This window comes from Streptomyces sp. NBC_00659, from assembly GCF_036226925.1.
Classification (GTDB): domain Bacteria; phylum Actinomycetota; class Actinomycetes; order Streptomycetales; family Streptomycetaceae; genus Streptomyces.
The window spans coordinates 1,807,414-1,820,318 of sequence record NZ_CP109031.1 but is presented as its reverse complement, the minus strand read 5'-3'; the positions used below and the strand labels follow the sequence as shown (position 1 = coordinate 1,820,318).

General features: G+C 70.2%; 11 protein-coding genes. 3 read left to right on the top strand and 8 right to left on the bottom strand.

Going from position 1 to position 12,905, the window contains the following annotated elements; all coding sequences use genetic code 11:
- The first annotated feature begins 1 nt into the window (after position 1).
- Complete coding sequence (locus OG410_RS07745) at positions 2-727, top strand: ABC transporter permease subunit (protein ID WP_329298449.1); 726 nt, start codon at positions 2-4, stop codon at positions 725-727.
- Between the two features lie 354 nt (positions 728-1,081).
- Here the strand turns inward: OG410_RS07745 and OG410_RS07740 are convergent, their stop codons facing one another.
- From OG410_RS07740 to OG410_RS07730, 3 genes are all read right to left on the bottom strand, one after another.
- The gene (locus OG410_RS07740) at positions 1,082-1,897 is read right to left on the bottom strand and encodes a nucleotidyltransferase domain-containing protein (RefSeq protein WP_329298448.1); all 816 of its coding nucleotides are present in this window, start codon (positions 1,895-1,897) and stop codon (positions 1,082-1,084) included.
- Between the two features lie 149 nt (positions 1,898-2,046).
- Positions 2,047-3,489, bottom strand: coding sequence for an adenylosuccinate lyase (purB, locus tag OG410_RS07735; protein WP_329298447.1), 1,443 nt, complete (start codon positions 3,487-3,489; stop codon positions 2,047-2,049).
- Positions 3,490-3,773: 284 nt separating this feature from the next.
- Complete coding sequence (locus OG410_RS07730; RefSeq protein ID WP_329298446.1) at positions 3,774-4,145, bottom strand: hypothetical protein; 372 nt, start codon at positions 4,143-4,145, stop codon at positions 3,774-3,776.
- Between the two features lie 1,106 nt (positions 4,146-5,251).
- Here OG410_RS07730 and OG410_RS07725 point away from each other — a divergent pair.
- Both OG410_RS07725 and OG410_RS07720 read left to right on the top strand, forming a co-directional pair.
- Complete coding sequence (locus OG410_RS07725) at positions 5,252-5,833, top strand: RNA polymerase sigma factor (protein WP_326789111.1); 582 nt, start codon at positions 5,252-5,254, stop codon at positions 5,831-5,833.
- On the top strand, positions 5,830-7,083 hold the full coding sequence (locus OG410_RS07720; RefSeq protein WP_329298445.1) for a BN159_2729 family protein: 1,254 nt from the start codon (positions 5,830-5,832) through the stop codon (positions 7,081-7,083). The genes OG410_RS07725 and OG410_RS07720 overlap by 4 nt, the downstream gene beginning before the upstream one ends.
- 760 nt (positions 7,084-7,843) lie before the next feature.
- Here the strand turns inward: OG410_RS07720 and OG410_RS07715 are convergent.
- The 5 genes from OG410_RS07715 to OG410_RS07695 form a co-directional block, all read right to left on the bottom strand.
- The gene (locus OG410_RS07715) at positions 7,844-8,641 is read right to left on the bottom strand and encodes an SGNH/GDSL hydrolase family protein (RefSeq protein ID WP_329298444.1); all 798 of its coding nucleotides are present in this window, start codon (positions 8,639-8,641) and stop codon (positions 7,844-7,846) included.
- A gap of 135 nt (positions 8,642-8,776) precedes the next feature.
- A complete protein-coding gene (locus tag OG410_RS07710) occupies positions 8,777-9,790 on the bottom strand; it encodes a hemolysin family protein (RefSeq protein WP_329298443.1) in 1,014 nt (337 codons plus the stop codon).
- Complete coding sequence (locus OG410_RS07705) at positions 9,787-11,112, bottom strand: hemolysin family protein (protein WP_329298442.1); 1,326 nt, start codon at positions 11,110-11,112, stop codon at positions 9,787-9,789. Before OG410_RS07705 ends, OG410_RS07710 begins: the two co-directional genes overlap by 4 nt.
- Positions 11,113-11,391: 279 nt before the next feature.
- Positions 11,392-11,817, bottom strand: coding sequence for a GNAT family N-acetyltransferase (locus OG410_RS07700; RefSeq protein ID WP_329298441.1), 426 nt, complete (start codon positions 11,815-11,817; stop codon positions 11,392-11,394).
- A 57-nt stretch (positions 11,818-11,874) separates the two neighbouring features.
- Entirely contained in the window at positions 11,875-12,792 is a 918-nt protein-coding gene (locus tag OG410_RS07695; RefSeq protein ID WP_329298440.1) for an LLM class F420-dependent oxidoreductase, read from the bottom strand.
- Positions 12,793-12,905: the final 113 nt, after the last annotated feature.

The window sequence follows — 12,905 nt, the reverse complement described above, 5'->3', positions numbered from 1 at the left end:
CGTGTCCTTCGCACCCGTACTCCGCGCGGAATGGATCAAGATCCGAACCCTGCGCTCGCTCCTCTGGAGCCTGCTCGCCGTCCTCGTGGCCACGGTCGCGTTCTCGGCGCTCGCCGGACTCGACAACTCCGACGACCCGGAGTTCGACCCGCTCTTCTCGACCTTCTTCGGTGTCAGTTTCGGCCAGATCGCGGCCATCACCTTCGGAGCCCAGGCGGTCTCGGCCGAGTACCAGGGCGGCGCGCTCCGCGTCTCGCTGGCCGCGGTGCCCGTCCGGGGGCGCTGGTTCCTGGCCAAGACGGTGGCGATCGGCGTACCGGCTCTGGGGATCGGCCTGGTCACGGGCGTGATCGGTCTGGTCGTCGGGACGTCCGTGCTCGGTTCCCGGGCCGACGCCCTGACCTGGACGGAGGAGCTCCGGGGCGTGGTCGGCTGCGCCGTCTACCTGTCCTTGATGGCCCTGTTCGCGGCGGGCCTGGCAGCCGTCCTGCGCAGCGGGGTCGCCACGCTGAGCATCCTGATCCCGTTCCTCCTGATCGTGTCCTTCGTCGTGGGGAGCGCGTCGGGGAGTGTGGCGGACTTCCTGCCGGACAAGGCCGGGCAGACGGTCCTGCACGCGTCGTGGGACGGCGCCCTTGGGCCCTGGAGCGGGCTCGCCGTGACCGCGCTGTGGACCGCCGCGGCTCTGGGCGCGGGGGCGTGGTGCGTCCGGCGCAGGGACGCGTGACCGCACTGGCTTCCTGAGCCTCACCCATTGTCAGTGGCGGCGGCTTTACTGGACGTCATGACCATCGCGCAGCATCTCGCCACGATCGACCGGCTGTGCGCCGAGGACTTCACACGGGCACGGCGGGTCGGTCGCCGGGTCGTACGGCGGTCCCGGGGTTGCCGGCGGTGATCACGGAGACCGACCCGCCCTGACGCGGTGAGCGCGGAGACCGGTCGGCTTTGATGCGGTGAGCGCGGAGACTAACCGGCCTTGATTCGGTGATCGCGGAGGCAGACCTGCCGTGAGGGGGTGACCGCGCCGGCGTGACCACCATGATGCGGTGACACGGAGACCATCCCGTTCGGGACCCGATCAGCCGTCGAGGCGACCGCACACCTCGGCGACCAGGCCCTCGGCGTCGTCGAGCGCGGCAGCCAGTGTCTCCGGGGTGGTGCCCAGCGCGGAAAACAGTCCCTGAGCCCGTCCGGCGAACTCCCGCGGGGCGACCGCGAGTTCTCCCGCCGCCCGGACCGCCCCCTTTTCGTTGAGCACCCAACGTCGGGCCTGGGCGTGGAGGGCGTGAACGAGAAGTCCGACCGCGCGGAAGAGACAGCCGGAGACGTAGAAGACATCTCCGCGAGCAGCTCCCTTGCGGGCGCCCGCAAGGATGAACGGTGCCTCCCACCGCGCGTTGTCCATGAGTGCTTCGCGCAGCGGCTCGGGGTAGCGGCGCGTCTGCTCCCGCAGGGTCCGCAGCTCACCGCCGGGGTCGGCGAGGATCCGTCCGACGGCCAGCTCACCGGCGTAGGTGTGGGAGTAGACACCCAGGGGATGTCCTGGCTGGACACCGATCTCGAACCGCCCGGCGAGGCACTGCCGCCAGACGCGGCGCACCCGGTCCAGGTCACGGTAGATCCAGTCGACCCGGTGACCGTCGACGGTCAGCCAGCCGCCGCCGTCCACCCACGGTCCCCAGCCGCCCGGCTCGGTGACGTCCACCGGGCCACCGGTCAGCCGGGCCGCGAGCAGGCGCAGGGCCGCGGTGTCCAGCGGCGGCCGGTAGTAGAGGCCCAGATCGAAGTCGGAGTCGGGGCCGTGCGTGCCACTGGCCCGGCTGCCTCCCAGACACACACCGACGACGCCGTCGACCTCGGTCAGCAGGTTCGCGATCTCCGTCAGACGCTCCATACCCCGGATTCTGCCGAGGCGCGTTTCCGGCCGCGACCCGTTTCAGAGCGGCCGCACACCACCGGAGAACGCCGAGAGGCCGACCGCGAGGGTGTCCGGCACGAGCGGCCGGTCGCGGGCGGCCTCCAGGTCCGCTTGAGCGAGGTGTGTCAGAGGATCGCGCCGGGCGTGTAGCCCGCGGCCTCCGGGTGCTGCTTCACGATCTCCTCGACGCGGCCGACGACGACGGCCACCTGGTCGGCCGCGGCTCCCGTGAAGGACAGCTTGTCGGCCATCAGCTCGTCGAGCTGCGCACGGTCCAGCGGGATCCGCTCGTCCGCGGCGAGCTTGTCGAGCAGCTCGTTGCGCTCGGTGCCCTGCTCGCGCATGGCCAGGGCGGAGGCGACGGCGTTCTCCTTGATCGCCTCGTGGGCGACCTCACGGCCGACACCGGCGCGCACCGCACCCATCAGGACCTTGGTCGTCGCGAGGAACGGCAGGTAGCGGTCCAGCTCGCGGGCGACGACCGCAGGGAAGGCGCCGAACTCGTCGAGGACGGTCAGGAACGTCTCCAGCAGGCCGTCCAGCGCGAAGAACGCGTCCGGCAGCGCGACCCGGCGCACCACCGAGCACGACACGTCGCCCTCGTTCCACTGGTCGCCGGCCAGCTCGCCGGTCATCGACGCGTAGCCGCGCAGGATGACCATCAGACCGTTGACGCGCTCGCACGAGCGGGTGTTCATCTTGTGCGGCATCGCCGAGGAGCCGACCTGGCCGGGCTTGAAGCCCTCGGTGACCAGCTCGTGCCCGGCCATGAGCCGGATCGTCTTGGCGGTCGAGGACGGGGCGGCCGCGAGCTGCACCAGGGCGGTCACGACGTCGTAGTCCAGGGAGCGGGGGTAGACCTGGCCGACGGAGGTGAAGGCCTGCGAGAAGCCGAGGTGCCCGGCGATCCGCTGCTCCAGGTCCGCGAGCTTGGCCGCGTCGCCGCCCAGCAGGTCGAGCATGTCCTGGGCCGTGCCGACCGGGCCCTTGATGCCGCGCAGCGGGTAGCGGCCGAGCAGCTCCTCGAGGCGGCCGTATGCGACGAGCATCTCGTCCGCGGCGGTCGCGAAGCGCTTGCCCAGGGTGGTGGCCTGCGCGGCCACGTTGTGCGAGCGGCCGGCCATGACCAGCTCGGCGTACTCGCCGGCGAGCTTGGCCAGCCGGGCGAGGACCGCCACCGTACGGTCGCGCATCAGCTCCAGGGAGAGCCGGATCTGCAGCTGCTCGACGTTCTCGGTGAGGTCGCGGGACGTCATGCCCTTGTGCACGTGCTCGTGGCCGGCGAGGTCGTTGAACTCCTCGATCCGCGCCTTCACGTCGTGCCGGGTGACCTTCTCGCGCTCGGCGATGGAGGCGAGGTCGACCTGGTCGAGGACGCGCTCGTAGTCGGCGACGGCGGCGTCCGGCACCTCGATCCCGAGGTCCTTCTGGGCCCGCAGCACGGCGAGCCAGAGCTGACGCTCCAGCTTGACCTTCTGCTCGGGGGACCAGAGCGTGGCGAGCTCGGCGGAGGCGTAGCGTCCGGCGAGAACGTTGGGGATACGGGGCTTTGCAGGCGCGGCAGTCACGTGAATGGAGCATACCGGCTGTCCGGCGCGGCTCCTGTTATGTCCGGGGCGTCCTGGATGCGCAGGTCGCGGCGGAGCGGCACCCCCCGGCGGACCGGGGCGTGCGTGAGAGGTGCGGGGACGGGACGGAGGTGTCGCGTTCGGTGCGCACCGCAGACCACGTCGTCGCTCCTGCGCCCGCCGGTGAATCCGGCGGATTGACGCTCAACTCCTTTGAACGGAAGGGAGTTGTTCACCGTATGGATGGGTGGACGGTTCGGTGGAACGTTTTCGCAGGGTGGTGCTCAGGATCCAGATCGCGGGGGACGGTTTCCGTAACCTGCCTGTGCGTGTGGGTCGGGGTGGGGCCGCTCGCTGCCGACAACAGCGCGCAGACCCCCGTACGTCTTCGAGGTGAACCGGTCGTGGGCGAAGGTGAGCTCTGCCGTGATCAGTTGGTTGCGCTCGTCGTTGACTTCCTCGATCTCCTGCATGAGCTGGGAGTTCTTGGCGCGGAGTGCCGTGTTCGCGTTCCGCGCCTCGTCGAGGGCTCTGGCATGGCTGCCGAGTCTGATGGCTGTGACGGTGGCCCTGCGGGCCATGGCTTTCTCTCGCTGGGCCAGGTCCAGCTCGCGCTTCTGCATGTCCAGCTCGAGGCGGCGTCTGTGCTCCGCCATGACGCTGAGATCATGTCGTGTGCGGGCGTCGACCTGCGTCACCATGTGACGGAGCACGGCCGCAAGTGCTCCGGCCAAGCCCATGGTTAACAGGCCGATCCCGACTGTCGCCAACTCCCATGTATGGTGCCAGACACCCGCGCCCACGAATGTCCAGCCGGCTGTGCAGCTGGCGGTGGACGCGGATGCCAGTCTGTACGCCACGTTTCGTTACCCCCTTGCAGTGGCCCCCCGGCTGTCGTCGGCGTCGAGATCCTTTTGGAGCTCGATAGCTTGGACGATGTTCCCGCTGAGCAGTGTGCGGATTCTGAGATCAGTGATTCCCCATGCGTCCATGGCCTCCTCCGGGGTGAGTGTTACTGAGGCTACCCTCCGCACCGCGGGCTGAGGCCCGTGTTCCGGGGGAAGCATCCCGCTGTTGACCAACATCTCTCGCTGGTCGAGGCCAAGTACTGACGCCCATGTGGTCAGTTGCGAGGGAAGGGGGAGGGTCCGTCCTTCCAGTGTTCTGCTGATCGTCGTCAGGCTCACTCCTATCGCGATGGCCAGCTGAGCCCGGCCACCGGCTCGTGGGCGTACGTCGTACCCGGCCGCTGTCGCGGCATTTGTGAGGTACTCGCCCACCCTCCTTGCGAGAGCTTGTCGCTCACCGCGGGACTCGTGGGGGGACTCTTCCATGCTCCGCATGTTCCGGAGAGTAGCGCGCGTGTATGCAAGTTGCACGCGACTTGCATGCGTGCATCTTCGCAGGTCAGTAGGCGTTTATGTGTCATGCCAGGCCAAGGGGGACGCATCGCACTCCAGTTCCCACCAAAAAGTCTCGCCGTGATACCGGCGAAGCAACTTGCGCACGTGTACGCAAGTTGCATATGTTGCATGACTGTGAGTTAGTCGCACGTATGCAAGTCCCTTTGAGGGGACCCTGATTGCACCGCCTCGGCATCGGCTCGACCAGGCTCCGGAGCTGCGAGGCATCTGCGGGGGACGCCTCGAAACCTTCGGACACGACGACCCGGTCATCCGGCGCCCGAGCCCGGCCATGGCCGGAGCGGACCGTCGCAGCACATGCCCACCACCAGTTCATCCACTCATGAACGGAGTAGGCCTTGATCGCCGAGGCTAACGCCGCCACACCGCGGTTCGACACCAGAGAACCGGCCCTTATCGCCCGAGCGCTCGCGGGTGACCGGGACGCGTTCGGGGAGCTCTACGCTCTGCATCACCCCGCGGTACTGGCTTACGTACAGCGCCGTGTACGCAATCGGCAGGTCGCCGAGGACATCACCGGCGAGACCTTTCTCAACGCATGGATGAAACGCGAGACTTTCACCTACCGCGGCATCGGCTTCGTCGGATGGCTGATCACCATCGCCCGGAACAAGGTCATCGACCATTGCAAGAGTGCTCAGCGCCGTGAGTTCGTCGTCGAGGACATGCTCGGCTTCGACGAGGATCTCACGGTCAGCACCGAGGACACCGTTTTGATCAGTCTGGACGAGGAGTTGCTGCGCCGGGCCCTGGAGCAACTGCGGCCGCCGCAACGCGAGGTCCTCACGCGCCGGTTCCTCATGGAGTTCTCGGTGCTGGAGACGGCGCGTCAGATGTCACGGTCCGAAGGTGCGGTGAAGACCCTGCAGTTCCGGGCTCTGGCCAAGCTGCGCAGTGAGTATCTGGGGGTGGCGGCATGACCACCGTGCCCGAGATCCGTTCCGCCGTCGAGGCCAATCTCGCCGAGCAACTCAGCGCGTTCGCCCGGGAGTTCGTCGCCGACCTGGAGGCGCAGGGGCGTCTGGTGGAAGCGGGCGGGGCAGGTGTTCTCGAACGGCTGCGGACACAGGTCGAGGCCGGGCAGAACTGTCCGGAGGCCTATCACGCGGCCGTCGACACGATCGTCGAGGACTGCGGTTACCCGAGCGAGGTCGCGATGCGGATCGCCACCGCGCTGAACCGCAAGGGACTGATCCCCGGCGACGACGTCGAGCCGCGGCACGATCACGATCACGATCACGATCACGATCACGATCACGCGCACGGGCCGGACGCGCGGCACGATCACGATCACGCGCACGGGCCGGACGCGCGGCACGACCATGCCCACGCGCCCGGCCCGGACCACAGGGAGCAGGTTCCCGGGGGCGAGGACTCCGAGCCACGGCATGATCGCGCTCCCGCGCCCGTTCCGGACCACAGGGAGCAGGTTCCCGGGGGCGAGGACCCCGAGCCGCGGCACGACCGGGCTTCCATCGCCTTGCCGCTCGTGCCGCCCGCGCGGGGTGCGATCGTCCTGCATCTCGCCGACCGCGGTGCCGGACGGGCCATGGCGGAGCACGGGGCGGCGCCGGTGCCGCAACGCGTGGACGGGCAGGTTCCCCGGGTGAGGCCGGCCGCCGCGCGGTCACGCCCCGTCGGATGGGGCAGCGCCTCCGCCCGCGCCGTCTCCGTCGCCGCGAGCCTTCAGTCCGACCACCTCGCACGCCTGGAAGCCATGCAGATCAAGGCGGACGGCGAGCGGGTGACGGTGGCCATCAAGGCCACCTGTCTGGACGACTGGGAGTACTGGCTCGACGCGATCGGGGCTCCCCGCAACGTCCGGACCAGGACGGCCGGGCACGCTCAGGTGGCCGCGGGAACCCTCGACGGCGTCGCCGTCCACCTCACCGCGCACGGTGTCCCCGAACTCCTCCAGGAGGCGAGCGACACGGCCACCGATCCCTTCTTCCTCTGGGGGCGGATCTACGACCTCGGGATGGGGCAGGTCGACCGCGCCGACCGCATCTGGCTGTCGCTCGGCCGGCGCCAGGACGAGCGGGGGATGCCTCTGCTGGTCCTGCGCGGCACGGACGGTCCCCCCTATCCGCTCGCCTCGATCGTCATGGCGCACGGCCCGCTGGCGGCGACCCCCCTGCCCTCCGGCGGAATGGCCGGGGACAGCGCTTGATCGCAGCCGGGGCGCCGCTTCGGCTGACTGTTTCTCACTCGTGACGCACGCGCCTCTGCATGAGGTGAACCGGGGCGACGCGTCCACATATGCTCACAGTCCGTGTACTGCACCTGGCGCAGAGCGACCTTGGCCTGTTGTAGGCGAGGTTGCTCGGTATGGCTGGTTTCCCACCCTGCCGACAGTCCGTCGCAAGGGTGCTGATGGGGCACATCAGCCCTGATCGGTCCACTGGTGGCGTGTCGGTGTCAAAAGGTACGCACCTGCCTTTGCCCCGGCCACGCCCATGGACAGGTGCAGGCAAGTTCCCCGGGCAGTGCTCAGGGGCGTACTTCTCAGGCCCACGCTTCAGTGCTTGGATGCTGATTCCAGCGGGAACTCCCCGCTGGCCTGTTACTTGCCATCCTCTCCGGGGTGGCGAGACGGCTCCTCTCCATGCTCCGCAAAGCTGGAGGGGCCGTCGGCGGGGCCCGGCGTACGCGCCGGGCCCGGCCGTAGTTCCAGGCGCATCCAACGGCGCTCCCGCGCTGTCGAGCGCCCCCCGTGCGCCCTGTGGCGCCCGCGGGGTGAACCGGTAGCGTCCTCCTCTATGCGGAGCATGGGCCGCCGTGTCACTCGAGAGAGCGGCACGGCGGAAGCCGCCCGCCTGACGCTTCGCCCAGCCCCCGAGGCCAGCCTCTGCGGCCACCGTGCTCGGGAACGAACGTCGGCACGTGAACAGGGTCCGCGGCGTCCGGAGACACCTCGGTGGATCGCGGACTCAGCCGCCGTGGCCGCCCGTGACGTGATCCTCGTAGGGCAGCAGTTCCGGCCGTTTCGCCGGCCGTCCGTCCCCGGACGAGCGCCCCGTCAGCCGTCGCCCGATCCACGGCAGCAGATGCTGCCGGGCGAAGCGGGCGTCGGCGGTGCGGCGGGAGGCCCAGCCGGGAGGCGCGGTGGGCGCCGACGGGACGCGCCACTCCGGGTCCTCGGCTTCGTAGCCGAGCGTCTGCCACACGGCTTCCGCCACCCGGCGGTGTCCATCGGCGGTCAGGTGCAGCCGGTCGACGTCCCAGGAGCGGGGGTCGGCGAGCGAGGGTGCCCCGTAGAGGTCGACCACCAGGGCGCCGTGCCGCTCGGCGAGGGCGTCGACGACGGTGAAGAGCTCCTCCATGCGGGGCCGGAAGCGTTCGAGGACCGGACCGTTGCGGCCGGGGCTGCGCATCAGGACGAGCTGCTCGCAGGCCGGGGCCAGGCGCTCCACGGCCTCCTCCAGGAGACCCCGGACGCGTCCCATGTCGACCTTGGGCCGCAGGGTGTCGTTGAGACCGCCCACCAGCGTGATCACATCCGGCCGCATGGCGGCGGCCGCGTCCACCTGCTCGTCGACGATCTGCCCGATCAGCTTGCCGCGCACCGCGAGGTTGGCGTAGCGGAAACCGGGCGTCCGGGCCGCCATCCGGCCCGCGAGGAGGTCGGCCCATCCTCGGTACGAACCGTCGGGCAACCGGTCCGACATGCCCTCGGTGAAGGAGTCGCCGACCGCGACGAGGCTGGTGTATGAGGCATTCATCTGCATGGCGAGAAAGATGGTAACCCGAACACATACCCATCGGTCGGTCGGACCGTCCCACCGGAGCGGGGAGGGTGACCCCGGCGCCGAGCGGGCCCCGGGTTCCTGCCGCTCTCCCGCACCGGAGCCCGAGCGTCTCTCCTACGCGGGCTGTCCGAACAGTTCTCTCAGGACGTCCTCCATCGTCACCAGTCCCGTGAGCCGTCCGTCGCTGCCCATGACCGCCGCGAGATGCGTACGACTGCGGCGCATCGCGGTCAGGACGTCGTCCAGAGGGGTGCTCTCGCGGACGCGGGCGATGTGCCGCATGTCCTCCACACGGAACGGCACCTCGCGAGGGACCGCGTCCAGCGCGTCCTTGACGTGCAGATAACCGACGATCCGGCGCCCCTCGTCGACGACGGGGAAGCGGGAGAACCCCGACTCGGCGGACAAGCGCTCCAGCTCCTCCGGAGTGACGCCGACGCGTGCGTAGACGACGCGTTCCACCGGGAGCACGACGTCGTGCACCGGGCGGCGGCCCAGTTCCAGGGCGTCACGCAGCCGCTCCTGGGCGCGGTGGTCGATGAGCCCCGCCGCACTGGAGTCCTTGACCAGGCGGGCGAGTTCGTCGTCGGAGAAGGTCGCCACGACCTCGTCCTTCGTCTCGACCCGCAGTAGCTTCAGCAGGGCGTTGGAGAAGGCGTTGACCGCGAAGATCACCGGGCGCAGCGCGCGGGAGAGCGTGACCAGCGGCGGTCCGAGCACCAGCGCCGTGCGTACGGGCTCCGCCAGCGCCACGTTCTTCGGCACCATCTCGCCGAGCAGCATGTGCAGATACGTCGCCAGGGCGAGCGCGATGACGAAGGAGACCGCGTGGCCCGCGCCGGAGGGGACGCCCACCGCGTGGAACACCGGCTCCAGCAGGTGCGCGATGGCGGGCTCGGCCACGATGCCGAGCACCAGGGTGCACAGCGTGATGCCGAGCTGCGCGGTCGCGAGCAGGGCCGAGACGTGTTCGAGGCCCCAGAGAACGCTCCGTGCCCGCCGGTCGCCCCGTTCGGCGTGCGGTTCGATCTGGCTGCGGCGTACAGAGATCAGGCCGAACTCGGCGCCGACGAAGAAGGCGTTCACGACGAGGGTCGCGAGTCCGACCAGCAGTTGTACGGCGGTCATCGCGTGCTCTCCTCGGCGTTGTGCGGGGCGTGCAGCAGCACCCGTGCGGCCCGCCGTCCCGAGGCGTCCACGACATCGAGCCGCCAGTCGTCGGCCTCGACTCTGTCCCCCTCGGCGGGGATCCGGCCGAGCTCGGTCGCGATGAAACCGGCCAGGGTCTCGTACGGTCCGTCGGGCACCCGCAGTCCGACCCGGGCGAGCTGGTCGGTACGGGCGAATCCGTCGGCCGAGTACAGTGCCCGGCCCTCGGCGTCCGTGCCGACCGGGGCGAGGTCGGGCGTCTCGTGCGGGTCGTGCTCGTCGCGTACCTCGCCGACGACCTCCTCCACGATGTCCTCCAGGGTGGCGACGCCGGCCGTACCGCCGTATTCATCGATGACCACGGCCATCGTGCGCTTGCCGGCCAGCCGGTCCAGGAGCCTGTCGACGGTCAGCGACTCCGGTACGAGCAGCGGCTCGCGCATGATCTGCGAGACCGGCGTCTGGGTCCGGCTGGAGGCGTGCACGGTCAGCACGTCCCTGATGTGTGCGACGCCGACGACCTCGTCGAGGCTCCCGTGGTAGACCGGGAACCGGGACAGGCCGGTCGCCCGGGTCGCGTTCGCCACGTCCTCGCAGGTCGCCTGGACGTCCAGCGCGATGACCTGGACGCGCGGTGTCATCACGTTCTCCGCGGTCAGGTCGGCGAGGTTCAGGGTGCGCACGAACAGCTCGGCGGTGTCCGCCTCCAGGGCGCCCTCCTTGGCGGAGTGCCGGGCGAGCGCCGCCAGCTCCTGGGGCCCGCGGGCGGAGGCCAGCTCCTCGGCGGGTTCGAGGCCGAAGCGGCGTACGACGTGGTTCGCGGTGTTGTTGAGATGGGCGATGAACGGGCGGAACGCCGCGCTGAACCAGCGCTGCGGCGTCGCCACCCGCTTGGCCACGGCCAGCGGTGAGGAGATCGCCCAGTTCTTGGGCACCAGCTCGCCGACGACCATCAGGAAGAGGGTCGAGAGCGCCGTACCGATGACCAGTGCCACCGAGTTCGACGCGGAGGGCGGGACGCCCAGTGATTCCAGGGGGCCCGCGATGAGTTTGGCGATCGACGCCTCGGAGAGCATGCCGACGACCAGGTTCGTCACGGTGATGCCGAGCTGGGCGCCGGAGAGCTGGAAGGTGAGGTTCCGTACGGCCTTGAGGGCCCCGGAGGCGCCCCGCTCGCCGCGCTCCGCGGCACGTTCCAGCTCGCTGCGCTCGACGGTGGTGAGGGAGAACTCGGCCGCCACGAAGCCGCCGCAGGCCAGCGACAGCAGAACTGCGACCAGCAGGAGGAACACTTCGGTCATCGGGTCACCTCCGTCCCATGATCGGCCAGGGACTGGGGGATCGCGCGATGTCCCGGGCCGCCGTGCGTATCACGGCCGCGGGTACTGGGAGGCTCGCCCATGGATGGACGCTCACGCCTTTCGTCGGAGGAGCGATGGTCCAACAAGGGTAAAGGATCGGCAAAGTGACCTTTCCGGGTGATGGTGCCGCGGCCGGTGCCGGCCGCCCCCGCCGGGCCCGGGGGAGAGACCACCGCCCCTGCGGACAACCGCCCACCGGTCGGCGGCCGGCGGTCGTGGCTAGTCGGTGAGCGGCTTCACCCAGCGCCGCCACTGTTCCTCCGGCGTATACCCGGCGGCCCGCCAGGCATGGTGGGCGGTCTCGTTCCGTTCCAGGACCATGGCGTCCCCGCGCCGCCCCCCGAGCCGTACGAAGCGCTCCTCCGCCGCGGCGAGCAGCGCGGAGCCGATGCCGAGGCGCCGCCGGTCGGGATGGACCGCCAGCCGGTACAGATGGCAGCGCCAGCCGTCGAAGCCGGCGATCACCGTGCCCACGAGCTCCCCGGCGCGCTCCGCGAGCAGGAGTGCCCCGGGGTCCCGGGTGACGAGCCGTTCCGTGCCGCTGAGGTCGTCACTGATGCTGGTGCCCTCGGCGGCCGCCTTCCAGAAGGCGAGCACGGCGTCGAGGTCCTCGGGCCGAGCGGCCCGTATCCGCAAGTCGGTCATGATCCGATCCCATCACGCCCGCCGGGCGCCGGAACGGCATTTCCGCCATGCGGACGATCACCGGCCGCTCAGTTCGCGGACCACGGGAGCGAAGGCCTCCAGGTTCGGCTCCAGCACCGTCAGATACGAGAATCCGTAGCACTCCCGCAGGTCCCGGACCTGGCCTACGAGCTGTTCCACAGTGCCGATCAGGACGATGGGCAGCTCCAGCACCTCCCGCTCGGTCAGCTGCGGGAGCCGGGGCAGCCACGGCCGGACAGCGGCGTCGCGGTCGTCGGTGACGGTGACGATCTGGATCAGCAGATTGAGCTCGGCGGGTTCCTCGCGGGCGGCGGACGCCTTCCGGTAGAGCGCGACACGCTGGTCGAGCTCGGTGGGCGTGAGCGGTTCCAGCGTGCCGTTCTCCCGGGTGCGCGCTCCCGTGAACGACGCGATGTCCGCGTGTTCCGCGGCGATGCCGAGCATCCGGTCGCCGTTGGCCCCGATCAGCAGGGGTACCCGCGGCGGCACGCCGCTCGGCCGCTCAGGCGCCTTCCCGCCCGGCCACGGCGTGCCGGAGGAGAGTCCGTCCGGGCCGAGCAGGCGCTCCAACTCCTCGACCGTGCGCAGGAGATGGTCGACCCGCTCGCGCGGGGTGCCGAAGGGCAGACCCGCCGTCTCGTGTTCGGCCGGTACGTATCCGGTGCCGAGGCCGAGTTCGAGACGGCCGTCCGTCAGCGCGTCCGTGGTGGCCACCTCACGCGCCAGCAACGCGGGGTTCCAGAAGGCCGCGTTGAGCACGAACGTGCCGAGCCGCGGCCGTTGGGTCGCTGCCGCGGCGGCGACCAGCGAGGGGAAGGGGGCGGGCATGCCCAGATGGTCCGCCACGGTGATCACGTCATAGCCGAGTTCCTCGGCGCGGCGGCACTTGGCGGCCCACTCGCCGGCGGTCGCCGGGGCGATGAGGCTGACACCGAAACGGAACGGGCGTGACATGAACCATCCCTTCCTCGGGGGGACTTGCCCCGGCCGGGCGGGCCGGGGCAAGCGATGGCAGGTCCCGGGCCCTGGTGGACCGGGCGGCAGTGTGAGTCGATGGGAACGCCCCG

What these genes read in the sequence shown, in the direction of transcription:
- OG410_RS07740 (WP_329298448.1), bottom strand. Translation starts at nt 1,897, where the DNA reads ATGGAGCGTCTGACGGAGATCGCGAACCTGCTGACCGAGGTCGACGGC.
- OG410_RS07730 (WP_329298446.1), bottom strand. Translation starts at nt 4,145, where the DNA reads ATGGCGGAGCACAGACGCCGCCTCGAGCTGGACATGCAGAAGCGCGAG.
- OG410_RS07720 (WP_329298445.1), top strand. Translation starts at nt 5,830, where the DNA reads ATGACCACCGTGCCCGAGATCCGTTCCGCCGTCGAGGCCAATCTCGCC.
- OG410_RS07715 (WP_329298444.1), bottom strand. Translation starts at nt 8,641, where the DNA reads ATGCAGATGAATGCCTCATACACCAGCCTCGTCGCGGTCGGCGACTCC.
- OG410_RS07710 (WP_329298443.1), bottom strand. Translation starts at nt 9,790, where the DNA reads ATGACCGCCGTACAACTGCTGGTCGGACTCGCGACCCTCGTCGTGAAC.
- OG410_RS07705 (WP_329298442.1), bottom strand. Translation starts at nt 11,112, where the DNA reads ATGACCGAAGTGTTCCTCCTGCTGGTCGCAGTTCTGCTGTCGCTGGCC.
- OG410_RS07700 (WP_329298441.1), bottom strand. Translation starts at nt 11,817, where the DNA reads ATGACCGACTTGCGGATACGGGCCGCTCGGCCCGAGGACCTCGACGCC.
- OG410_RS07695 (WP_329298440.1), bottom strand. Translation starts at nt 12,792, where the DNA reads ATGTCACGCCCGTTCCGTTTCGGTGTCAGCCTCATCGCCCCGGCGACC.